This window comes from Dysgonomonas reticulitermitis (genome assembly GCF_054601275.1).
Genome location: NZ_BAAHWU010000044.1, coordinates 1 through 23,911 on the forward strand (window position 1 = coordinate 1; position 23,911 = coordinate 23,911).

Consider the following 23,911-nt stretch of genomic DNA (forward strand, 5'->3'; position numbering starts at 1 on the left):
AAATAAAATACCTTGGTCGGAGACATATATATGTCTTGACCCTAGAGAAAAAAATAAACAGCTTTGCTAAAAATGTGGACAAAATTGTTGGATTTTAATAGAGTATATGAAGAATGGCGCGAAGCGATGAAAGCTTGTAACTCGTAACCCGCAACTGACTTGTAACGATATTGTCCAACGCTGGTTTTATCTATAGATACAGTGATAATTTGAAAATAAGCGAATTAGCGAATTTGAAAATTAGCAAATTAGCAAATGGCGCGAAGCGACGATAACTTGTAACTAATTGTTGACTGTTGACTGCTAACTGCTAACTGTTGACTGTAGAAGTTTGTTACTTTTTAGTTAAAAGTAATATCCCCATCTAACTAACTGAAACACAATATTTGTATAAAAACAGGTAACGAACAAGTAACGTTGTTAACGCACTGGCCTGCTGTATTTTGCATGACGACAAATAACTCATTTCATCTTGCCAAAGGTATGGGAAAACCATGAATTTGGCAATCAGATCGTATTCAAGATCAACTGCCGGGAGTGGGGCGCACGCAGGTTCCTCGAATAGATCGCCGTTGAGACGGGCGCGGAAATACCCAAGGGTTACGGATACTACCATACCATCCAAAGCGGTGACAGCAAAGGGAAACAAATCAGGGTAGTAAAGGACAAGCGGAGGCTGAAAAGAAGAAGTGGAGAGGGATAAAAGAGAGGTTAAAATATCTGAGATAAAGCAACCAAGTACAAAATAAACATTTTTGTTGCCACTGTATCTGTTAAAAAAGGTATACATTAAGATAGTAAATATATATTCTGTATTTGAAAATCAAAAATGGAACTAAAAGACATACTATAAGACGAGATTTGTTATATTTGCATGTAAATCTATTAAAGAAGTTAATATTCTATTAAAATATAGTAACATATTTATATTCACTTCCATACCGTTATCACAAATTGAGTGAACTTTTTATTTATGTTTATAGAGAATAAGAATGTTTCTGAAGATAATCTACAATGGAATGATTTCCTTTCCGGAAATGAGGAAGCATATTGCCTGATTTATGAAAAATATTCGAAGAAATTATTTATTCAGGGTTTACAGTTTACTTCCGACAAGGAATTAATAAAAGATTGCATACACGACATATTTGTAAAAATATATAAAAACAGAGCGAACCTGAAATCACCGGATAATATAAAGGTATACCTCTTTGTCGCATTAAGAAACAGTATTATTACAGCCATAAAGAAACGGAAAATACAGTTCGAAACATTGGATGGACTACCCGAGTATAATCAGATAGATACTGGTAATACAGAAGACGACCATATAGCAAAAGAAAACGAAACCGATAAACACCTGCTCGTAGCCAAAGCCTTACGCATATTAACTATACGACAGCGCGAAGCCATACTCTACCGTTTTTATGAAAATATGAATATCGGAGAAATATGCATACTTATGGATATGAACTATCAATCTGTTCAGAACTTAATTCAACGGTCACTGAAAAAAATAAATCATTTCCTGAAAAAAAATTAAAAAAAGTGAGTATAAAATGAGATTATTGAAGTCCTCTAATTATAATCAAAGACTTTATATTGACTTTTTATGCCACATCGACATCTAAATACCGACTATTCGGAATATACTTTTGAAGACTTTCTTCAGGATGACTTCTTTGTTTCTTCCATTAAAAATAAAGATGCTATTGAATTTTGGGAAGGCTTGAAAAAAGAAGGCAAAATAAACCGGGAAGCGTTTCATTCAGCTAAAGATTTTCTGGAATCATTGGAAGAATATAATGACAATACCGTCTCTGATTCTGACGTATCTGCATTATGGAGCAAAATTCAAACCACCAACCATCCGGGAAAAAGATATAAAAAATTAATTTATATAGGAAGCTGCGCTGCGGCAAGCATCATTATTTTACTTATCGCTTTCCCTTATATCAAATCAAAATTCCGGATAAACGAACCTCAGGATATAATGTCGTTTGTACAAGAAAATGCTGTAACAAATGACAATGAAAACATCCAAATAATATTATCAGACAATCAAACAATAAAAATCGATGAAGCGGAAACCAATATCGTTTACGACTCTGCCGATGTAAAAATAGCCCACAAAGAAGTATCGAAAAAAGAACTGGCAACATATAACCAACTCATTGTGCCCAAAGGCAAAAGATCGAAACTAACCTTGTCCGATGGAACCAGATTAGTCGTTAATGCAGGAACCAGAGTTATTTATCCGGTTGAGTTTTCTGAGAAAGAAAGGGAAATATATGTCGACGGAGAGATTTTCATCGATGTATCGCACAACGAAAACAAGCCTTTTATTGTAAAGACAAGCGATATGAGTATCCGGGTGTTAGGTACAAGGTTCAATATAATGGCGTATGAATCGGATCCTGAGAAACAAATAGTACTTGTTAAAGGATCGGTAAAAATACAAAAAAATAATAAGCCCGGCGGAGTTATACTCAAACCATCCGAAATGTTTGAGTATAACGGCGAACAGAGTAGAGTCGTAAAAGTCGACGCGGCATATTATATATCGTGGGTTGACGGCATGTATATATTTGAAAGCCAGAAATTATCCGATGTTGCACTACGCCTCTCCCGCTACTATGGGATAGATATTACATGCAGCGAAGAAGTCAGAAACCTTAGGTGTTCCGGAAAAATGGATTTGAAGGACAATCCGGAAGATATACTGAAAGGGCTATCCTTTTCTTTTCCTATCAAGGTGGAATATATAAATGGCAAATACAACGTAAAAAGAATATGATAAAAACCTTAAAATGATGAGAAGCCTATGAAAATACATAAATAAAACACAAAAAATCGGATGGTATTTGGCGATACCATCCGAAGAAGGATTCAAAAAGTTAAACCGTTCAAATATTTAACGTTTAAATCTATACAAATATATGATAAAATTAAACAGGTTTGGTAGAAACTGTGTCGGTACACGATTAATAACAAAAATTATGAGAATAATGTTTTTCTATTTTTTGATAGGAATGAATGTTGCTTATGCAGATAATTCATACTCGCAAACCACTAAACTGAATATAAGCCTGAAAAACAAGGCAATTAAAGAAGTATTTTCCGAAATTGAAAAAAACAGCGAATACATTTTCCTTTATAACGATGAAAACCTGGATGCGACTAAAAAAGTCTCTGTAAACATCCATAGCCAGACAATAGATAAAATACTCGATGAAGTTTTCAGAAATACAGATAATACTTATTACATCTCCGACAGGCAGGTATTTATATCGAAACATGAAAACAGCGCCATTACCGAAAAAAAGGTAAAAGAACCGGCGGAACAATCCCCCATGCAACAAATTACCGTTACGGGAACCGTTACCGATACTGACGGAGAACCCTTGATCGGTGTTGCCGTGAAATTGAAATCCCAGAGTTCGGTAGGTGTCGCAACCAACAACGATGGAGCATTTTCCATCAATGTTAAAAACATGAATGAAACACTGGTGTTCACCTATGTGGGGATGAAACCCAAAGAGCTAAAGCTGAAAGCGGGTACGACAAACTACAAGGTGGCCATGGAAAGCAACGAAACCGAACTCGGTGCTGTTGTCGTAAATGCCGGTATTGTACAGTACAATAAAATGGGATTTACCGGATCGTACAAAACTGTGACGCAAGAAGAATTGAGATCAGTCGGAAATATAAACGTTTTGCAAAGCCTGAAATCGCTGGATCCGGCTTTCGTTATTACCGATAATAACCTGCAAGGCTCTAACCCGAACCAGCTGGCTAATATCTCCATTCGCGGGGGATCGACCGTTAATATCTCGTCCGTGTTCGACGATATGTCGTCGAATCCCAACGAGCCACTATTTATCCTCGATGGTTTTGAAACCACTTTGCAGGTGATAAATGACCTCGATATTAACCGTATCGAATCCATTACCATCCTGAAAGACGCCGGTTCTACTGCCATATACGGTTCTAAAGGCGGAAACGGGGTAGTTGTTGTCGAAACAATAAAGCCGAAACCGGGGCAGGTAAGGATCGGATACAGGGGCGACATGCAATTAGCCGTCGCCGACCTGAGCGTATACAACCTGATGAATGCTAAAGAAAAACTCGAATTTGAGTTAAAAGCCGGACGTTACGGCGACATCAACGATTGGTACAACACCTCGCCAATTGAAGACTATTATGCCCGATTGGAAAATATAGAACGGGGCATAGACACTTATTGGTTGAAAGTTCCTATTCAGACTGCAATTACGCAATCTCATTCTCTGGATGTGAGCGGAGGAGGGGAAGCCGGATTCCTGTATCAGGTAGGAACTAACTTCAAAAATATAGAAGGGGTTATGAAAGGTTCGAATCGCGAATCTTTCGGCGGAAATGTAAATCTCAATTACCGGATGGATAAACTGAGTATTTCCAATAACCTTTCAACATCCGTGACCAACGGATATGAAGGCGGATGGGGCTCGTTCTACGACTTTGCCGGAGCGAACCCGTATTACAGAATGATTAACGATGACGGAACGATACCCGCTTTTCTGGATAGCTATAAACGGGGAGAAAATTATGCAACCTATACAGCTCCAAATCCATATTACAACGCCATGCTGACATCGAAAAGAGATACAAAGAATTATTCGCTGACAAACAATACGTCGATCAGTTGGTTCATACGTCCCAATCTGCGTTGGACGGCTTCGTTGAGCCTCAATACTTCGACAAGCGACATTGTATCTTTTAAGGATCCCAGACATACTGATTTTCACGGGCTGGATTATACGCAGCAAGGCCGTTACACGTCGGCCAACGGCAGCAGTTGGTCGTACAGCGCCAATACAAACTTAAATTACAGACTTAACCTGAAGACTGTGCATAACCTGACTTTTGCAGGAAGGGCGGCTGTGAGATCAATGTCTTCCAACAGCGATTCATATACTGTTACAGGATTTCCGAAGGGAGTGGCAGGTATTCCTTCCTATTCTTATTCATATTTGGAGGGAAGCCGTCCGGGATATTCAGAAAATATCTTTAGGGAAGCGAACTTCCTGCTGGCGTTCAACTATAACTACCAGTACCGTTACTTGTTCGACTTTACATACAACGCTGACGGATCGACCGCCTTTGGTCGTAACAAGAAATTCAAGAATTTCTGGTCGGTCGGCACCGGATGGAATATAAGCTCGGAACCGTTCGCCAAAGACTGGAAATGGATGCAGCATATGAAAATCAGGGGATCTTACGGAAAGAACGGAAACCAGAACGTAAACAACCTTTCTACGAATGTGTACAGCTACTATCCCGGAAACGATATTTTCGGGGCGGCTTCATACTTGTCCGATCTCGCGAACCCGAACTTGGATTGGCAAGTAGTGACCAAACTCTCGGCAGGTATCGATCTAACGTTATTGGATAACAGGTTCAACCTGACCCTCGATACATACATTACCGATACCGATCCGATGGTACTTTATATCGACCAGAAACCATCGTCCGGCATCTCCAGATATTTGGTCAGTCTGGGGTATCTCACCACAAAAGGCTATGAACTTTCAACAAATTACCAGTTTATCCGCAACCAGGCAAAGCGCGTCTCATTAAGCGCGCGGCTAACAGCCGGATTCAACAGGAGTGAATACGACGGATTCGATAAAGCGTTGAATAACCTGAATGAAAGCTTTAAGAAAGAGAGTACAGAAGCCAGCCAGAATATCAATTCGCTGGTACAGTACCGCGATGGCGGCAGTCCGGGTGATATGTGGGCTGTAAGGTCGCTGGGTATCGATCCGGCTACCGGGCGCGAAATCTTCCTGAAAAAGGATGGTACGCCTACATTCGACTATTCTGCCGACGACAGGGTGGTGATTGCCAACAGAAGTCCCAAAGTGCAAGGTATCTTCGGTTTGTCGTTCCGCTACAAGGAACTGACGGCGAATTTCAATTTCCGTTATAGTCTGGGAGGATATGATATGAATTCTGCCCTTTTCTCAAAAGTTGAAAATATTTCGGGTAATAATATTATTTACAATCAGGATAAAAGAGCTTTGTATGACCGCTGGCAAAATCCCGGCGACATATCTGAATTTAAGGGAATTTCGCTGACTACCAAAACGCCTATTTCGTCGCGCTTTATCCAGCGCAACAACTATTTCAGCGGCGAAAGCGCACGCCTGGCATGGGACTTTACCAAAAGCCCGTGGATCAAATCGCTGGGGCTTAGAGACCTGCAATTATCTGTTTCATATAGCGACCTGTTCCGTATAAGCACTATCCGGCAGGAAAGAGGAGTCGATTATCCTTACCAAAGGGCTGTGACGATGGGGCTGAGCGCACAATTTTAACTAAATACGAATAGAATATGAAAATAAAGGTATATTATACATTCCTTCTTTTGGCAGTTGCAGCATTCACATCATGTAACGATTGGCTGGATGTGACTCCAAAGGATAAAATGCTGGAGAATAAACAATTCTCCACAGAAGATAACATTTATCAGGCTACCAACGGATTGTACAGGGAGATGATAGGCGAGCACTTGTATGGCGGACAACTGACTCAGACTACGCTGGAGGTGATGGGGCATGTGTATACTTATCCGCTGTCGCAACCGAGCACAGGAGACAGGTCGATGCCGTTTTACAACCTGGCTAATTTCAATTACACATCGGATGAAACCAAAGGCCTGTTTGCCAATATCTGGAAAAATGCCTATTCTGCCTTATTGCATATCAATATATACATTAAGAATGTAGAAGAATCTCAGGCCGTTATGTCCGAAAAATACAAAAAAATATTGCTGGGCGAAGCTTACGGGCTGCGGGCCTACCTCCATTTCGATATTTTCCGTATGTTCGGGCCTGTTTACAGCAACCGGAACGGAAACAAAATACTTCCGTACAACAACAAGACGGAAATAACGCTGAACCATACCGGATACGAAGAAACGGAATATAGTTCGGCCGACGAATATATCGCCTTGGTGCTGAAAGACATCGAAAAAGCCGAAAGCTTGCTTAACAACAACGATCCGGTGCTGACCGACACTGAAAGCATAACAAATAAGTTGAAAAATGACAATTTCTTCCAAAATCGTAACCGGAGGATGAATTACTATGCCGTGAAAGGCCTCGAAGCCCGTATAAAACAATACATTGGCGATGATGAAAAAGCGGCGGAAGCGGCAAAAGCCGTTACCGACCGGGTTGGTAACGTTTTCAAATGGGTTAATCCCACAACATTCGTAAGAGACTACGATTATATCTTTTTCTCAGAAGTGATTTTCGGTATCAACAACTTGAACAAAGCTTCGTCTGCAACAAGCTGGTATGCAGGTACGGATATGAGGGACAGTTACGTTGTAGACTATAACAACCTTGTCAAAAACATATTGGCCTATGAAGGAAATGCACTGAGCAGCATGCTCGATATCCGGTCTAAGCAATGGACGCTAAGTAACGTGGTTTCATCGCCTGGATACTCCAATGAAGGAACCTACAGGTCGAACAGGTACATACCGATTTCCGACGAAGAATCGGCGGTTAAAGATTTACAACCGCTGATACGCATATCAGAAATGTATTATATACAAGCCGAAGCCGCTTTGAAAACCGGCAACAAGGGAAAAGCGGTAGAACTGCTGAATAGCGTACTGCAACACAGAGGACTGACGGAACAGTATTACCTGACTGTGAACAAGACGGACGAAGAGATACAGACGCATATCGAAAGGGAATATTACCGTGAATTTTTCGGCGAAGGACAGGTATTCTTTTTCCACAAGCGATGCGGCAGCACGCAAATGTTCAAAGGAAACGGTGAAGGTAAAGCAAGTGTTCCCTCTCCGGGTTACAATTATGTAGTGCCTATTCCTGAAGATGAAACCAATATTTAATTAATAGATCTGAGAATATGAAAGCTACTAAGACAAATATAGTATTATTTATCGGTTTGCTTCTGGTATATGCTTCGTCGTGTACCCACGACAGCTTGCCGACTTACGAGGATGTAGACCGGATTTATTTTGCATGGGCAAGGCCGGTGATACCACAAGGTTCCGATGAAACCAAAGTGAACCTGGGATACGACAACCCTGTAAAAAATGACTCGGTAATCCATGTAGAGGTACTTCTGATGGGGCGCGTTTCCGATAAAGACCGCCCGATCGCCGCTGAAGTGATCAAAGCCGAATCGAGCGCTATTCAGGGACAAGACATTGAGATTTTACCCTCTGTCATTCCGGCGGGAGAAGTGGGAGGATTTCTCGGAATCAAGGTGAAAAACTCCGGAAGACTGGAAACAACCACACTGATGGGCAGAATACGGCTGCTTCCGAATGAATATTTCCATGTGGATTTTACCACGGCCTACAATGCCCCAACGAAAAGCGGGCTGGAGTATAATGTCTATTTTGATGCGAAAGCAGACATGCCGAGCCTTTGGGCCGATCCTGAATCAGGAGCCATGCTTACAATGTACTTCGGGGTTTTCAGTAACGTGAAATTGCAGCTTATCTGCGACGTGTGTGGCCTTACCAGGGATTTTTTTATGCACGATCCGGCTACTCAGAAAGCAAAAGATGTATTGGATGCCCGGATACCAAGCGAAGTATCTTATGGAATAGTTGCCCAGGTAAACCGGTATCTCGATCAATATTATACGGAACATGGGGTATCTCTGACCGACGAAAACGGCTATGTAATAAAAATGGGTTCAACTTTCAAATAAAATAGAAGATCATGAAATACATACGAATGAATATATTCAAGGCAACTGTCCTTTTCTCTTTCCTTGCAGTTATGGTTGCTTGTAATGAAGACTTAGGCAATTACGATTATAAAAATATAAACATCGTCAAAATCCGGGATACTGGCAATGACAAAGGCCTCAGCAACTACACTTGCGATTTGGGCGAGACATTGAAAATAGAGCCGATACTTGAGTTCTCGGCAGGGGAGGACGAAAGCCTTTTTACCTATACATGGTATTACAGGACTAGTAACGGATGGCAGGTTTTGCAGGAAGGCCGCAATCTGGATATAGAAGTAGCCGATCCTATCGGCATGCCAGATAAAACATACTCGCTGGCTTACGAGATTGTGAATAAAAAAAACCAGATTCCTTACCGGAAAACGTTTCTCCTCAAAGTAAACAATCCGCTCACCAGAGGTTTCTTGGCATTGTGCGAACACGACAACGACTTCGATATAGACCAGATAGCCCTGTCGAGTGCCGGACAATTTACCCTCTACAAGAATATACTGGAAATGTCTGGATCGGAACTGCCCCGCCAAGGTGTGAAACCTTACGATGTTCTCGCTTTCCACGATCCGATGGCACCTGATCCTTATAACAAGGCCGGATTGGAATATTCGCTGTATATCCTGACCAATCAGTATACCACCCGCATCCTGACAAATGATTTTTCATGGAAACCCTCGTATGACATATCCAATTCTATTGAGTCCAATTCTTATTTGGATAAAGAATATGTTAAAAAAGGAAAGCCGATTATTGCCGAAAAAATGAAGTTTGCCTATGTTATCCACGGGGCGATAATTTCTGTTCGTTCGATGTTCTATCTCAATGAGGGAAACGGGCAAGGCAATTGGTATATCTGTACCGTGTGGCCCATGTGGGTTTTCTATTCCAATCCGATGAACAACTTGCGCCCGTCGGGTAACGCTCGTTTCGAACCTGCTCCGTTCACCTATTTGGGGACAAGCGGCGCCCTTTATTATGATACGGGGCAGAAGGCTTTTATGTATCAGTCTTTTCCGGCTGTAGTGGGAACAACAGACCTGTATTACACGCAGGCTTTGCCCAATGAAGCGGGCGGAGCATTCAATTTTAGCGATCCGAACGATGGTTTATTGTATATGGGTGAACAAGAGGATAATTTTTATCCCAGTGCCGGTTACGCAATCCTGAAACAGGCTGGCGGTTCTTATAAATATATCGAGTTTACAGACCAAAAAACAGTAGCAAATATGGTAACCACAGAGAACAAGAAAAGGGCGTCTGTTTTTCCGGCAATAAGTAACATCGGGCAAGCGAAATTCTTTGCCAGATCTCCTTTCGCAAAGGCGCCTTATCTCTATTACGTAACGAATGACAACAAAGTGTACAAGGCTGATATATCGGCTGCCAACGCTGCTGTTGAAGATATTACATCAACTGTTCTTTCCGGCGGCTATAATGAAATTACCGCATTCAAATACATGCTTCCGAACACGACCGGTATCGGGGGCGGGGCGGAAAGGCATCTGGCAGTGGCTACCTATAATCCCTCGCTGGGGAAAGATACGGGTGGAAAACTGGAATTCTTCACGATAGTCAGTGACGTTTCAGGACAATTGACACGGGCTAAATTCCCGAATAATGAAGCTGCTAAAAATGGATACCAGATAGATATGTCATGGACAGGACTGGGTAAAATCGTCGGCTTGAGCTACAAAGAAATGTAATTCAGTTTTTCGTTCATTAAGAAATATAAGAATTATGAAAAATACAATCATCAAAAAAAGCATATACCTGTTATTTGCCGCACTGGGAATAGGATTGTTTACCGCCTGCAATGAAGACATACATGATTTTGCAAAAAAAACAGGTTCGGATGCGGCTCATGCCGTTTATATCGCCGATTCGGTATTCAATTACCGGATCAGTCACAGTGCAAACGCTGAAGTTACAGGGGCGGATACTATCCTGATCAAGTTTCCGGTACATTCTACCAACGCCGTAGGGAATGATGTGACAGTCAGGCTGGCTATCGACAACAAGCTGGTCGATGTCTACAATGTACAGCATGGAACCGGCTATAAATATATAACGAATTGCAGTGTGAGCCATAGCACGTTGACTATCCCGAAAGGCCAGACTCAGTCTGCCGATTCCGTAGCGATAGCCTATACCGGAAAGTTGTCGGCTCTTTTGGACAGAAATGGTTACCTTCTGCCTGTGAAGATCACTTCTTATGGCGGCGCCGATGTGAAAATCGATTATGAAGAGCGGGTTGCTTATCTTAAAATCAATGTTTCGCAGCAAAACGGCGTATATTTTAACGACATGGAAAGCAGCGGTGAAATAACGAACAATCCTGTATTGGGAATCTTCGATAACGATTTTAACGATATAAAATTCAAATTATCATCGCTTTATGAAATAATAGGGGAGACAAAGATCGTATTATCTGTGAATAACAGTCTCGTTTCGGATTTTAATAGCAGAATGGGAACCGAGTATCAGGCAGTGCCCGAAAGTGATTTTGAACCGGTGGAGGTAACATTTCCCGCGGGGGCTAAGTCTGTAGAAGGAACCTTTTCGTATAAGGGGAATGTTTCAACTCTGACAGATATGAGGGGTTATGTCGTTCCGCTCGAGATAACGTCCATTACGGGTGCGGATATTGATAAAGTAAATGCACAGCGTGTGTTTTACGCGATAGTGTTCAATAGTGATCTGCATAGCGAATATGTCGCTTCTGAAAGCGATTTGGGTACAAAAGTAACAGATCGTTCGAAATACGGGATACCTAAGCTTGCCGATAGTAGTGGGCGCGACCTGTTAGCGGCGTGGTCCGTTCCTCCTTATTCTACAACTTTTCCCAATGGTTACGCCAATGAAATATTCAAGAATGGTTCGGCAGGCTATATGATTACAAGTATGAGCGGCAGGCTCTTGGATATAACAATCGATTTGGGCGAGGAGGTACAGAACATAACCGGAATATGCCTTTCTTCCAGCACTTCGAATAATTCGATGAAAGCCGTTGATATTTATTATGCAACAGAAGCAAAATATGCGGCAGGGTTGAGTAGTTTTGCCGGCAAAATAGAAAGAGGCGGAGCAACACAAAATATGTATGTGAAGATTTCCGAGCCGGTTACAGCGCGGTATCTCCGGTTCAGTATAACTCCATCGTCCGCTGCTGTACGCTTGTCTCAATTTTATATATATACAGGTAATTAAAGAGAGAAACAAATGAAAAAAATAATACTGACATTACTTTTAACGTTACTGGGTGCAAGTTATGGCTTTTCGCAGAATATTTCCGTTATCAACGGACTATGGCAACGCGAAAAGCCAAAAAGCATCCAACTGTATAGCGTAGCAGGCAGTGTGCTGCATCAGGTAGCATCGTCTCCGGTGGGAGAAAACGGCGCTTTCTCATTTACATTCGAGCCGCAACAGGAGGGTTATTATGTTATCGGGCTTTCACCTTCTACCATTATAAACAGGTATATATTTTACTTCAAGCCCGGCGACAAGTTGAATGTACACGTTTCGGAAAACAGTTATGAGCTTACAGGCGAAAATACTCCCGAAAACAAGGAGATGGCGCGTTGGCACGGCTTTATTTTCCAACTCGAAGACAAAGCCGTTTACTTCAAAGGAAAAAGCAGCACATACGAGGACTTTTTTCCGTTATTTGAAGGAAAGCTGAAAGAGTTAGACAACTATCCTCCGGTGAATACGCCGAATACGAACTTCAACAGTTCGTTCAACGATTTCATGAAGAACGACCTTCTGTGCACAGCTTTGACGTTTATACAGACTCCGCGTAACAAGCATCCGAAAGAAAACGACTTTATCGGATATTATAAAAATATCGATCTGCCTGCATTGACAAAAAATCTTTCCCTGCTGAACTATCCGGGAGGGTTGAGCCTGCTGTTGCAAAGCTATATGACTGCCGTTAAATTAGACGGTAGCCTGAGCGATGAACAGAAGAAAAAAAGATATAATGATCCGGCTTCATATTTGTTGGGTGGCGCTGATTCGGACTTAATAAGCAACGATACCATCAAGGGAGAACTGGCTGTTATGCTGGCAAGAAATAACCGTTCGCCTGCAAGTTTTGCCGAATATGCAGGCAAATACGGTAAATACGTTGTTACAGCAAGCCAAAAGGAACGATGGAAAAGCGTTGAAGCCTCGTTGAATAAGAACGTGGAAAGAAAAACAGCAATAGACTTCAAATTTACGGATAGGACGGGTAACGAATTCGCCCTGTCCGGTTTCAAGGGAAAGGTGGTATATATCGATGTGTGGGCGACATGGTGCGGCCCGTGCAAGAGGGAGTTTCCATTCCTGAAAAAATTAGAAGCTGAATATCATGGAAACGAGGATATGGTCTTTATCGGCGTAAATGTGGATATTTCGAAAGACAAGCAAAAATGGTTGAACTTCCTTGAAAAAGAAGGATTGCCCGGTATTCAGATTTTTGCGGGAGATGCGGCTAACGAAGCTATTATGAAGCCATATAACATAAAAGGGATACCACGGTTTATACTGGTAGGAAAAGATGGAAAACTGATCTTTGCAGACGCTCCCCGCCCATCTTCGAACGAAATAAGAGCAGTTATAAACAGTGCATTGAAAGAATAGTTACTGCTAAATACAAACCGGGAAAGGTAGCCTGATACAGAGCTATCTTTTCCTTATTAAGCTTATCAGATGTTTAAGAAATATATCAGACTCGTTACTGTTATTGCTATTACTGCCTTTCTTCCGATGCCCGCGTACTGCCAGGCAAATGACAGTCGCATTCAATCGGTTCTTGAAACTTTGGGCGAAGGGCTGAGAAATAAAGATATGCAACTAATTCGAAAAACGTTTTCCGAAGATGTATCCATCAGCACAGAAATGGGTGCAGGTACTAATAATCTATTGGAGACAATCCTGCAACATGTGAACTTCGGGGCTGTCGAATTGTTGCCCGGCTCTATACAAACCGGCAAAGATACGGTATATGTCAATGTGAGGTTCGTACTGCAACAAAGTAAGCCACAAGAAAGCATTATCGCCTTCGACAGTGAAAATAAAATCTTGTTCATCGACTATTTCGATCGCCTGTTTGGACAAAGCAGATACAGAAAATCTTCACTGGCGGCTGTCATACCTTTCAGGCAAAAGGGCCAGTCTATAGTCCTGTCCATCAAGCTGAACAACAACGGCCACCGTCTGTCTTTCCTTCTGGACACAGGAGCCGACGGCATGGCTATAAAAAAATCGCTGGCCGACTCATTAGGCATAAAAGCGAATTATACCCAAAACACAAATATTGTGGGAGGCCGGACACAAGTAAGCATATCTTCAGAAAACACAGTGCATTTAACAGATTCATTATCGCTTACCGGGCAAAATATGGCCATCTTCGATAAGATTGGAAACAATCTGGACGGCATTATCGGCTTGAACCTGATAAAGAAATATATTACAAAAATCGACTTCGATAATCAAAAAATATATTTGTATAGTTTCGGAGATTATCATTATGCAGGGGATGATATTACAATCCCCGTCAGGATGCATCGTGCTCTTGTTATTATTCCTTCCGAGTTGGGGATAACAGAAATGCAATCGGTCATGGGAAATTTTCTGCTCGACACAGGCGCAAATTACAACTTGATTGCCTTTAGTAATTTTGTCAGGGAAAAACAGTTGCTGCAATCAGGGTTCAAGCCCGAATCTATGGGAACGACCGTAAGCATGGGGTATTCTACCCCGGTCTATCATGGAAAAGCATACGAATTCAGAGCCGGGAACATTATAAAGAATAATATTCCTGTAACATTACAGGCATCTGCACTCAATAGTTCAACTCATAACGACGAGATCGATGGATCTATCGGGATACAATTCTGGGCCGGATATAATTTAATAATTGATCTCTTAAAAAAAGAGATACGCTTAACTCCACGCAAATATACTTAAAACCAATATGAAAAAAACATTTCTATCCTTTTTTTTAACCCTTGTCTCTTTCACCTGGGCATACGCACAGAATCCTGCGACATGGACCGTAAAGCTTCTCGATAAAGGAAATGGAGAAGTGGAACTCACTGCTAATTTTAAGATAGATCATACCTGGCACCTTTACGATATTCACATACCCGAAGGAGGGCCCCTGCCTACCAGTTTATCCATCGACAAGCTGAAGGGAGCGACGAAGGCAGGTGAATTTAAGGCTGTCAATTCCAAACTGAAAAAGTCTTATGATGATATATTCCAAATGGAAGTCGGCTATTATGAAGGACAGGCTACCTTTATTCAACGGCTGAAAATAACTGACAAAGCAGCCTTTTCGTTGGAAGGTGATTTGCGTTCACAGGTTTGCAGTGAAGTAGACGGCCAGTGTATTCCGATAAAGATAGATCTGGACTTTAAGTCGAAAGACCTGCCTGCAACAGTTGTAGTTGCAGAAGCCGGAGAGAGTACCCCGGCAACGGCAGAGACTATTTCCGCTACAGCCGATTCGATACCGTCCGACTCACTGGCACAACCGACCGTAACGGCAGTAAGCAGCGGCGACTTATGGAAACCCGTGATAGAAGAAGTAAAAACTTACGGTGCGGCAGGCGATACGTCCGGACAGTCTCTTTTCTGGATATTCCTCGGAGGTTTCGGCGGTGGCTTCATAGCCCTGCTTACCCCCTGTGTATGGCCTATGATACCGATGACTGTCAGCTTTTTCCTCAAACGGAATAAAAAAAGTAAGGGAAAAGCTATTAAGGATGCAATGACATACGGTCTGGGCATCATCCTGATATATGTAGCTTTGGGACTGCTGATAACCGGTATATTCGGGGCAAGCGCCTTGAATGACTTAGCTACAAGTGCGATTTTCAATATTATATTCTTTGCTCTGCTGGTTGTTTTTGCCATATCGTTTTTCGGGGCATTCGAATTGGTTTTACCGTCTTCGTGGACAAACAAGATGGATCAGAAGGCCGATTCCACTACCGGTATTATCAGTATATTCTTTATGGCATTTACATTGGCGCTGGTATCATTTTCCTGCACAGGGCCGATTATCGGGACGCTGCTGGTACAGGCCGCCGGTTCAGGCTCTATTGTCGCACCGGCAATCGGTATGTTCGGCTTTGCTTTGGCTCTGGCTATTCCATTCTCCCTGTTCGCTATATTCCCGTCATGGCTCGAAAGTATGCCTAAATCGGGAGGCTGGCTCAATTCGGTAAAGGTTGTCTTAGGATTTCTGGAATTGGCTTTAGCCCTTAAATTCCTGTCTGTGGCCGACCTTGCTTATGGCTGGGGAATCCTCGACCGCGAAGTATTCCTTGTATTATGGATCGTAATATTTATATTATTAGGGGTTTATTTACTTGGAAAGCTGAAGCTGCCGCACGACAGCGATTTGAAGCATGTCTCGGTACCGCGTCTTTTCATGGCAATTATCTCTTTTGCCTTTTCCGTGTATATGATACCGGGATTGTGGGGCGCACCGTTGAAAGCTATCAGTGCATTCTCTCCTCCTTTGTTCACTCAGGATTTCAATCTGTACAAGGGTGAAGTCCATGCCATGTTCGATGATTACGAAGCCGGTATGGAATATGCCCGTAAGAACGATAAGCCTGTGATGATAGACTTTTCGGGATATGGCTGTGTCAACTGCCGTAAGATGGAAGCGTCGGTATGGACAGATGTCCGTGTGAAGCAATTACTGGAAAAAGACTATGTGCTGATTACCCTGATGGTAGACGATAAGAAGAAACTGCCTGAGGTAATGGAGGTAGAAGAAAATGGTAAAACCACCAAGCTGAAAACAATAGGCGACAAATGGAGTTACCTGCAACGCCACAAGTTCGGCACAAACTCCCAGCCATACTATGTCCTGCTGGATAACGACGGAAACCCTATAGGGCCTTCATATGCATACAACGAGGATGTGAGTAAATATATCGACTTCCTGAATACAGGACTGAAGAACTTTAAGAAAGAAACAGGTAAATAGAAATAATAATAAAGTTTATTTAATAAAAACATTTTATCTTGTCATTGGTAGCGAAGCCACCTAAATCACTCCAATTATTTTGTAAGGGTAATTTCTATTGCCCGAAAAAACAAAACATTAGAAAGAAACCCTATGAAAACATTCCTTCCTCTTTTCGTATTGCTAGTCATACTTCTCATGTGTAGTAGTTGTGTTCGCAGTAACTACCGGATGTTAGGAAAAGATTCCAAAAAGATTGAGAACGAGTTGGCAAAATATTTTGCCGGTCACTTAGCGGGAAATGCCGAACACTCTGACGATCGCTCACCTATCAGGCTCGCGGATATTGTCCAAGAGCGGGAACTGGTATGGAAGGCGTGGAAAGCTGCCAATACGGATTTTGATGAGGAAAAACTGATCGGGCTTGAACCGCTGGCCGAACGTTATTCGGATAACTGGCACCTGCCACAGGAGCTTGAAGCCGATGCTGTGATGCCATACTATTGGGGTTCGAAAGGAGAAAAGCCACAAGAGGGATTTCCGTTATTCGTTTATCTGCATGGCTCGGGACCGAAAGACCGCGAATGGGAGGCCGGTATAACTCTGGCACAGCGGTTCAACGATTCGCCATCAGCCTATTTCGTACCGCAAATGCCCAACGAAAAGCGTTATCGATGGTATATGCAATCGAAGTTGTGGGCTTATGAAAAACTATTGCGGCAGGCTTTCACAAATGGCAATATAGATGCCAACAAAGTCTATTTCTTCGGCATTTCCGAAGGTGGCTATGGAAGCCAACGACTAGCTTCGTTCTATGCCGATTATATGGCAGGTGCAGGTCCAATGGCCGGTGGCGAACCGCTGAAGAACGCCCCTGCCGGGAATTGCCGCAACATAGCTTTCTCTTTGCTCACCGGAGCTGATGACGCTATGTTTCACAGAAACAAGCTGACGCAATATACGAAGGATGAGTTTGAACGATTGCAGTCGGAGTATCCCGGAAGTTTTGTCCACCGTATCGAACTTATTCCCAACCACGCCCACTCAATAAATTACTCCACCACCACTCCCTGGCTTAGGCAGTTTACACGTAATCCATATCCGAAATTTGTGTCATGGGAGAATTTCGAGATGGACGGTTACTATCGGCAGGGATTTTACAATTTGGCGGTAAACGAGCGGTCAAATGATGACGCTTCGCAACGGACATACTATGAACTCCGTATAGACGGCAACAATATCACCCTTCGGGCCGATCTGGTCTCTTATGAGACTATCGAAACCGATCCTAGGTGGGGCATAGAAATGAAATTTGGGAAGAATTATACGCCTGCCACCAAAGGAAAACTTACGGTCTATTTATGTCCGGAACTTGTAGAGTTGAGCAAAGATGTCAACTTGACCATAAACGGTAAAAAGGCGTTTCAGGGTAAGGTGAAGCTTGAGCGGAGACATCTGATCAACAGCTGCGCTCTGTTCTTTGACCCAAAGCGACTTTACCCTGCAGCCATCGAAATAGATCTGGCAGGTTTGTAGTTTGTTGACTGTTTCTCCCATATGTAAATATCAAAATATATAAAAGCCTGTTTAAATCTAAGCGAAAAATATTTTTGAAAAAAAGTTATGAGTTACGAGTTGTTGACTGATGACTGTTGACTGCTAACTGTAGAAGTTTGTTACATTTTAGTTAAAAAGATACGAGTTACGAGTTGTTGACTGTTCACTGATAACTGTTGACAAGGAAAAAATGAATATCTTTGCTTTCCCTGAAACCATCGGGGTACGATTTGTAATCAATTGTCAATGATTTATATATGAAAAAAATACATCTTTCTCTATTGTTGTTGTTTTGCTGGCAACCGGGTTTTGCACAGTTCAAGAATGCTTCTTTTATGGTAAATGGGTATACATTGCCATACCAGGTAATGCTTCCTGAAAATTATGATGAGGCGAAACAGTATCCTTTACTTGTTTTCTTGCATGGCGCAGGTGAACGCGGTAATGATAATCAAAAGCAACTTACACATGGTAAGCAGTTTTTGATAGATAATTTTTATACAGGAAATCAGGCTATAGTTATCGCTCCTCAATGTCCTGAAAATAGCTATTGGGCAAATGTAAAACGTCATCAGATAGATCATAAAACGGGCTTTACATTCGAAGCTACTGCTAAAGCCACGCTTCCTATGCAAACGCTTGTATCCCTTGTTCAGGATTGGATGTCTTCCGGGAAGGTTGATACAGAACGAGTTTATGTGGGTGGTTTGTCAATGGGTGGAATGGGTACACTCGAATTACTTTGGCGTATGCCCGATACTTTCGCCGCTGCGTTTCCTATATGTGGTGGAACTGATCTGAATAAGTTGTCCCTTTATGCAAAAAATACGGCAGTCTGGTTATTTCATGGGGATGAAGACTCCGTTGTTCCTGTCGAAAATTCACGTTCTGCTTACAAGAAACTTAAAGAACTTGGCTGTGATGCGGAATATATAGAATATAAAGGGGTAAACCACGGTAGCTGGGTAAATGCTTTTCAGGAAAAAGGTTTGGCTCCATGGTTGTTTAAGCATAAAAAAGTTATCCCGAATAAAGAACTGAGAGACCGTATGTCTAAAGTGTTTGAGAATAAAAAAGCGACAGTCGGAGTTGGTCTGATCATCAACGGAAAAGATACTATACTTATTAATAACGATCATCATTACCCTACGCAAAGCGTTTATAAATTCCATCTGTCTCTGGCTGTTTTGGATTATCTGGACAGGAACAACCTGTCTCTTGATCATGAATTGTTTATTAAGGAGTCTGATCTGTTGCCGGAAACATATAGCCCATTACGGGACGATCATCCGAAAGGTAATTTTAAAATATCCGTTGGTGAACTTATCAAGTATGCAGTAGCAAAAAGCGATAATAACGGATGCGATATTTTGTTCCGTTTTCTGGGAGGGCCGGCTTATGTTGATAAATATATCAGAGGATTAGGACTTATGGATTTTGCTATTGCTATTACCGAAGAAGCGATGCATACCCGTTGGGATGTGCAATATCAGAACTGGAGCACTCCGTACACAGCTGCTAAGCTTCTCGAAATATACAAGACAAAGCGGATTTTACCTGCAAAGTTTCACGATTTTCTATGGAATGCTATGACCGGGCATACGACAGGTCTGAATAAAATCAAGGCTTCGTTGCCGGCAGGAACAATCGCCGCTCATAAATCGGGGCTGTCGTTCAGAAATGAAGAAGGCATAAGGGCTGCGGATAACGATATTGCAATTGTTCAATTACCCGATGGAAGATATTATTCACTAGCTGTTTTCGTATCGGATTCGAGGGAAGATGATGATACAAACGCGGGTATAATTGCTGAAATATCGAAAGTCGTTTATGACTATCTGTCGAAATAAATTATTTCTCCAATAATTCGTGGTAAAGGTTTTTCAGGCGTTCACGCAAATGTAGCACAGCATAGCGTTTACGCGAAATGAGGGTATTAACGGTTATGCCCGTTGCTTCCGATATTTCTTTAAAAGAGAAGTCTTCGAGTTCTGTTAATTCAAAGACTTCACGTTGTTCGTCGGGAAGTTCAGATAAAGCTGTTTCCAGCTCCTTCCATACCAATGACCGGAGGTATTTAGTCTCGGGAGAATTGTTGTCGTCAGCCAACAGATAGGGAATTTCTTCCAAAAAAGATTCGTCATCTTCGTTTTTCACATAAGGCATTTCCACTTCCTTATGTTTCCGGCTGCGATCTATTATCTGGTTATTTGCCACGGAATAGAGCCATGCCGAAACATGTTCGATCGGTTTTTCCACCAGATCGATCTTCGAAAGTTGGTAGAAGACATTTTGAAGAATGTCTTCCCCATCTTCTTTCGAAAAAACACGTTTAGATATATAACTCTTTAATTGTACCCGGTATTTATTAAATATATCCGAGACATTTTCTGACTGTTTGGCCGTCATTACTCTTTTGGTTCTGCGTTATCTTCCCTTTCAAAGAAGTCCGGTCTCATCCGCTCGCGGATATATTCACTACGCTCGTCACGGGACATATCTTTCATTTTTTCCCTGAATGCGATCATCTCTTCTTTTTTTCTTTTATGAAACTTGTGATGGTGATGATGTCCGAATCTTCCAAATTTACCGAATCTTCCGAATCCGCCAAGTAAAAGACGGCAGAGAAGCATCAACCCGGCGGCTTGCCAATAGTTAATAGCAGTCCATCCTATAATGGAAGGTATTAATGCGTTCCATAACAACATAACAATGGCTATGGCGGCAGCAAACACTGCCAAGAAAATGAGGGCGCCGAGGAATTTTTTCTTTTTGTTCATATCTGTTTTTCTTTTAATTATCTATCGTTTAAAAAAGCTTGTCTATCACGTAAATTATCGTGCCTGCAGTTAGCAGCAATGTCGTAATCAGGGTGATTACAGGTTCTACGATTGAGTATTTAAATTTCTTTTCCATTTTATTTAGCAAATATATTTTATTCATAACATTATTCGTAAGAAAGCCTTCTATTATTTATGACGAATGAGTGGAAAGGATATTTTAAACTTTTCATGTTTTTTTATGAGCTAATTGTAAGTTTTTAATTATAAGCTTGTTATTTCCTGATTGCAAAGAGGATGTAATTTTCATATATTGTTATATTTGAGATTATACGTACATTTGCCCTCTGAAAAAAATAGAAGCAATGAAAAAAATATCCGTAAATATATTTCTGTTTATTTTTACGATCGGGCTTTTTGCCCAGAAAGGAAAGAATGAGCAATCTACATTACCTTACGACAGTACAGCAAATTTCTTAGGGAAAAATGTCCGGCAATATATAGGGCAAGAACTGTATCTGAAAGGTTTGGAAAAATCGTCTCAGGCCTATGGTTATCCGGGTTTCATTTTGAAGTACCAAAAGGATGATGATTTACTGAATGATGAGAAAAACATATACAAACCGAATGGGAAAAATTACAGCTCACGTTACGAAGATTTAGCAGGCAAGTACTTTCAGGTGATTGATGTGATCAGACATCCCAAAGCAAAGAAAGATGTAAGCGAATACGGTGATGAATTCTATTTTAAGCTACAGGAAAAGCCGGATGGAGATATTCTTTACTATAAGTATAATGCCAATTCGGAATTTACTTTCCCGTTTATCCTGACAGGCTTTTTCTTAAAGGAAAGGCAACGGATGATCGGTAAAGAATATGTGATTTCGGACGATGTACTCAGTATGTCGCGAAATCTGGTTTCCGGAAAAGCTTTGACCTTTACTACGGGGCAAATATGGAAGTGTATCGATTTCGATGTGGACAGCAGTAACAATGAATTGTCTCTTGTCCTTCAGAATAGCGGCGGATTGAGAACAGCTATCCCTTATTCTTCAATTGTCAACAGTGAAGGTATAAAAAAGGTATATACAGCCTCAGAAGCTTTAGCGATGAGGAAAAAATATAATGAAAACAATTATCGTCGTATCCTTCAAAATAAAGTGAGGGTAGGGATGACCAAAGAAATGACTCGCCTGGCTTGGGGAGAGCCAGCCGAAATAAGGCAATCCGGTAAAAATGAAATATGGTCTTACCCGGCAGGCACTCTGATTTTCGGTGGTGATAAGATTATAAGTACGAAGTAAATCGCTTAGTTATATAAAAATACTTTTGTAATAAACAAGATACCACTTTCCGTCTATTTGCCTATATTTCATAAATATCCACACCCAAATCTTCTATATAAATGCGGTGGTCTACTTCAGTAGAGTTTTCCTTTATTTCTACTTTGTACTCATTTTGGTCGACTTCGTATACTGATCCTTTTATCATGCTCCAGTCTATCCTTTGTATGAGAGACGCTTCGCTATTGCTCTGCATGACAACCAGCGGTCACAAGAACAAAGTGTATGTAAAATAAATATGAGACAATAATTGTTTTTTTAGAACTTTAATATAAAAAAAGTAATAGATTTGCATCGTGTAAATAATTATTTCTATGGTAAATTTGGAATGGTATCGGACATTTAAGGCTATTTATCAATATGGTACACTTACGAGGGCTTCGCAAGAACTGATGGTGTCGCAGCCTAATCTAAGCATTCAATTGGCTTCTCTCGAAAGTTATATCGGGCAACCTTTATTTGTAAGGCTTCCACGTAAAATGATGCCTACCGAATATGGCAAGCAGTTGTATACGCAAATAGTAGAATCAATAGATAATCTGGAAAGAGTAGAGGCTGAGTTTAAACGTAAGGTACTTAACAAAAATCCAACCATCCGTTTCGGTACTCCTTCCGAGCTCTTTAATAACTATCTGGCCGAACATATAGGGAATCAGGATAATCTGAATCTGACTGTGGAATATGGATTAGCCGATGATTTAACGCAGAAGCTTCTAAATAATGATCTTGATATTGCTATTATTACCAGGCAAAATAAATCGGACGATAACCTGACTTATGAACTACTTTTTACAGAGTCGTTTTTTATCGTATGCAATACGAATACTGATGTAAGTGATTTTGACGTGTATCTAAATTCCGATAAATTGAACGATATAGAAAAGTGGTTAAAATCAAAAAAATGGTATGCATACGACAATAATCTGCCTTTGATCCGGCGGTTTTGGCGCGAGAACTTCAAAAAACGGCCGTTGTTGAGATTACATGCCGTGATACCCGATAACGATGCTATATTGAAATCCGTAGCCAATAGCGATGGGTTGGCTGTATCGTCTAACCTTATAGCGGGCAAAGCTTTAAAACAGGGATTGGTGAAGGTGTTATGGCGCGGGAACGTTACGGCGACCAATACGATTTATCTGGCATATAACAAGAATAAAATACAACCGCAGTATGTGGCGAAAGTAAAATTTTTTATAATAAGTAATATATTGGTCGAATGAATGTCAGCATGATACGAAAAAAGAGCTATAATAAAATGTTTTGGTAAAATTTAAACAGGCTCTAACTTTTTGATTTTATTGCCGGCTTTGCAAATTCGGGTTTTTACCTATATATTTGTATATTACCTAGACGACTTTGTTGCAACGGCAGTCAATCTGGTATTTTTCTTCACTATCGTAGCAAGTAAAATTAACTCACTTTGTAAGCATCGGGCATACCAATCCCGATGAATTTATTTAATGTCAAACATTTGAGTT

18 protein-coding genes are annotated in these 23,911 nt (G+C 41.3%); 14 read left to right on the plus strand and 4 right to left on the minus strand.

The annotated features are described in order from the left end of the window. Nucleotides 1–364: 364 nt before the first annotated feature. Nucleotides 365–790 carry a hypothetical protein gene (locus tag ACYPZI_RS12675; protein WP_459602166.1) on the minus strand — a complete coding sequence of 142 codons (426 nt, stop codon included), beginning with the start codon at nt 788–790 and terminating at the stop codon, nt 365–367. Nucleotides 791–973: 183 nt separating this feature from the next. Between ACYPZI_RS12675 and ACYPZI_RS12680 the strand changes: the two genes are divergently transcribed. The 12 genes from ACYPZI_RS12680 to bla all read left to right on the plus strand — a co-directional run bounded on the left by ACYPZI_RS12680 (nt 974) and on the right by bla (nt 20,157). Then, nucleotides 974–1,543: an RNA polymerase sigma factor gene (locus tag ACYPZI_RS12680; protein WP_459602168.1), complete on the plus strand. Its 570-nt coding sequence runs from the start codon at nt 974–976 to the stop codon at nt 1,541–1,543. Nucleotides 1,544–1,612: 69 nt separating this feature from the next. Next, entirely contained in the window at nt 1,613–2,797 is a 1,185-nt protein-coding gene (locus ACYPZI_RS12685) for a FecR family protein (RefSeq protein WP_459602170.1), read from the plus strand. Nucleotides 2,798–2,999: 202 nt separating this feature from the next. Next, on the plus strand, nt 3,000–6,359 hold the full coding sequence (locus ACYPZI_RS12690) for a SusC/RagA family TonB-linked outer membrane protein (RefSeq protein WP_459602172.1): 3,360 nt from the start codon (nt 3,000–3,002) through the stop codon (nt 6,357–6,359). 17 nt (nt 6,360–6,376) lie between these two features. Further along, the gene (locus tag ACYPZI_RS12695; RefSeq protein ID WP_459602174.1) at nt 6,377–7,909 is read left to right on the plus strand and encodes a RagB/SusD family nutrient uptake outer membrane protein; all 1,533 of its coding nucleotides are present in this window, start codon (nt 6,377–6,379) and stop codon (nt 7,907–7,909) included. 17 nt (nt 7,910–7,926) lie between these two features. After that, nucleotides 7,927–8,742: a DUF4843 domain-containing protein gene (locus tag ACYPZI_RS12700; protein WP_459602176.1), complete on the plus strand. Its 816-nt coding sequence runs from the start codon at nt 7,927–7,929 to the stop codon at nt 8,740–8,742. 11 nt (nt 8,743–8,753) lie between these two features. Further along, nucleotides 8,754–10,481: a PKD-like family lipoprotein gene (locus ACYPZI_RS12705; protein ID WP_459602178.1), complete on the plus strand. Its 1,728-nt coding sequence runs from the start codon at nt 8,754–8,756 to the stop codon at nt 10,479–10,481. Between the two features lie 34 nt (nt 10,482–10,515). Then, entirely contained in the window at nt 10,516–11,985 is a 1,470-nt protein-coding gene (locus tag ACYPZI_RS12710; RefSeq protein WP_459602179.1) for a BT_3987 domain-containing protein, read from the plus strand. Nucleotides 11,986–11,997: 12 nt separating this feature from the next. After that, nucleotides 11,998–13,404 carry a TlpA family protein disulfide reductase gene (locus tag ACYPZI_RS12715; RefSeq protein ID WP_459602181.1) on the plus strand — a complete coding sequence of 469 codons (1,407 nt, stop codon included), beginning with the start codon at nt 11,998–12,000 and terminating at the stop codon, nt 13,402–13,404. A gap of 69 nt (nt 13,405–13,473) precedes the next feature. Then, nucleotides 13,474–14,733: a retropepsin-like aspartic protease gene (locus tag ACYPZI_RS12720; protein ID WP_459602183.1), complete on the plus strand. Its 1,260-nt coding sequence runs from the start codon at nt 13,474–13,476 to the stop codon at nt 14,731–14,733. 7 nt (nt 14,734–14,740) lie between these two features. After that, nucleotides 14,741–16,771, plus strand: coding sequence for a protein-disulfide reductase DsbD family protein (locus ACYPZI_RS12725; RefSeq protein ID WP_459602185.1), 2,031 nt, complete (start codon nt 14,741–14,743; stop codon nt 16,769–16,771). A gap of 132 nt (nt 16,772–16,903) precedes the next feature. Beyond that, nucleotides 16,904–18,286, plus strand: coding sequence for a hypothetical protein (locus tag ACYPZI_RS12730; RefSeq protein WP_459602187.1), 1,383 nt, complete (start codon nt 16,904–16,906; stop codon nt 18,284–18,286). Nucleotides 18,287–18,564: 278 nt separating this feature from the next. Further along, a complete protein-coding gene (gene bla, locus ACYPZI_RS12735; protein ID WP_459602189.1) occupies nt 18,565–20,157 on the plus strand; it encodes a class A beta-lactamase, subclass A2 in 1,593 nt (530 codons plus the stop codon). A gap of 1 nt (nt 20,158) precedes the next feature. On the opposite strand, the gene ACYPZI_RS12740 is transcribed toward bla, so the two are convergent. Together ACYPZI_RS12740 and ACYPZI_RS12745 are read right to left on the minus strand one after the other, a co-directional pair. After that, nucleotides 20,159–20,716: an RNA polymerase sigma factor gene (locus ACYPZI_RS12740; RefSeq protein ID WP_459602191.1), complete on the minus strand. Its 558-nt coding sequence runs from the start codon at nt 20,714–20,716 to the stop codon at nt 20,159–20,161. Beyond that, nucleotides 20,716–21,087, minus strand: a complete 372-nt coding sequence (locus ACYPZI_RS12745) for a hypothetical protein (RefSeq protein ID WP_459602193.1) — start codon at nt 21,085–21,087, stop codon at nt 20,716–20,718. Before ACYPZI_RS12745 ends, ACYPZI_RS12740 begins: the two co-directional genes overlap by 1 nt. A gap of 365 nt (nt 21,088–21,452) precedes the next feature. On the opposite strand from ACYPZI_RS12745, the gene ACYPZI_RS12750 reads away from it, so the two are divergent. Beyond that, nucleotides 21,453–22,391: a hypothetical protein gene (locus tag ACYPZI_RS12750; RefSeq protein WP_459602195.1), complete on the plus strand. Its 939-nt coding sequence runs from the start codon at nt 21,453–21,455 to the stop codon at nt 22,389–22,391. A 61-nt stretch (nt 22,392–22,452) separates the two neighbouring features. On the opposite strand, the gene ACYPZI_RS12755 is transcribed toward ACYPZI_RS12750, so the two are convergent. Continuing rightward, nucleotides 22,453–22,626 carry a hypothetical protein gene (locus tag ACYPZI_RS12755; RefSeq protein WP_459602197.1) on the minus strand — a complete coding sequence of 58 codons (174 nt, stop codon included), beginning with the start codon at nt 22,624–22,626 and terminating at the stop codon, nt 22,453–22,455. 118 nt (nt 22,627–22,744) lie between these two features. Between ACYPZI_RS12755 and ACYPZI_RS12760 the strand changes: the two genes are divergently transcribed. Continuing rightward, nucleotides 22,745–23,653, plus strand: a complete 909-nt coding sequence (locus tag ACYPZI_RS12760; RefSeq protein ID WP_459602199.1) for a LysR family transcriptional regulator — start codon at nt 22,745–22,747, stop codon at nt 23,651–23,653. Nucleotides 23,654–23,911 lie beyond the last annotated feature (258 nt).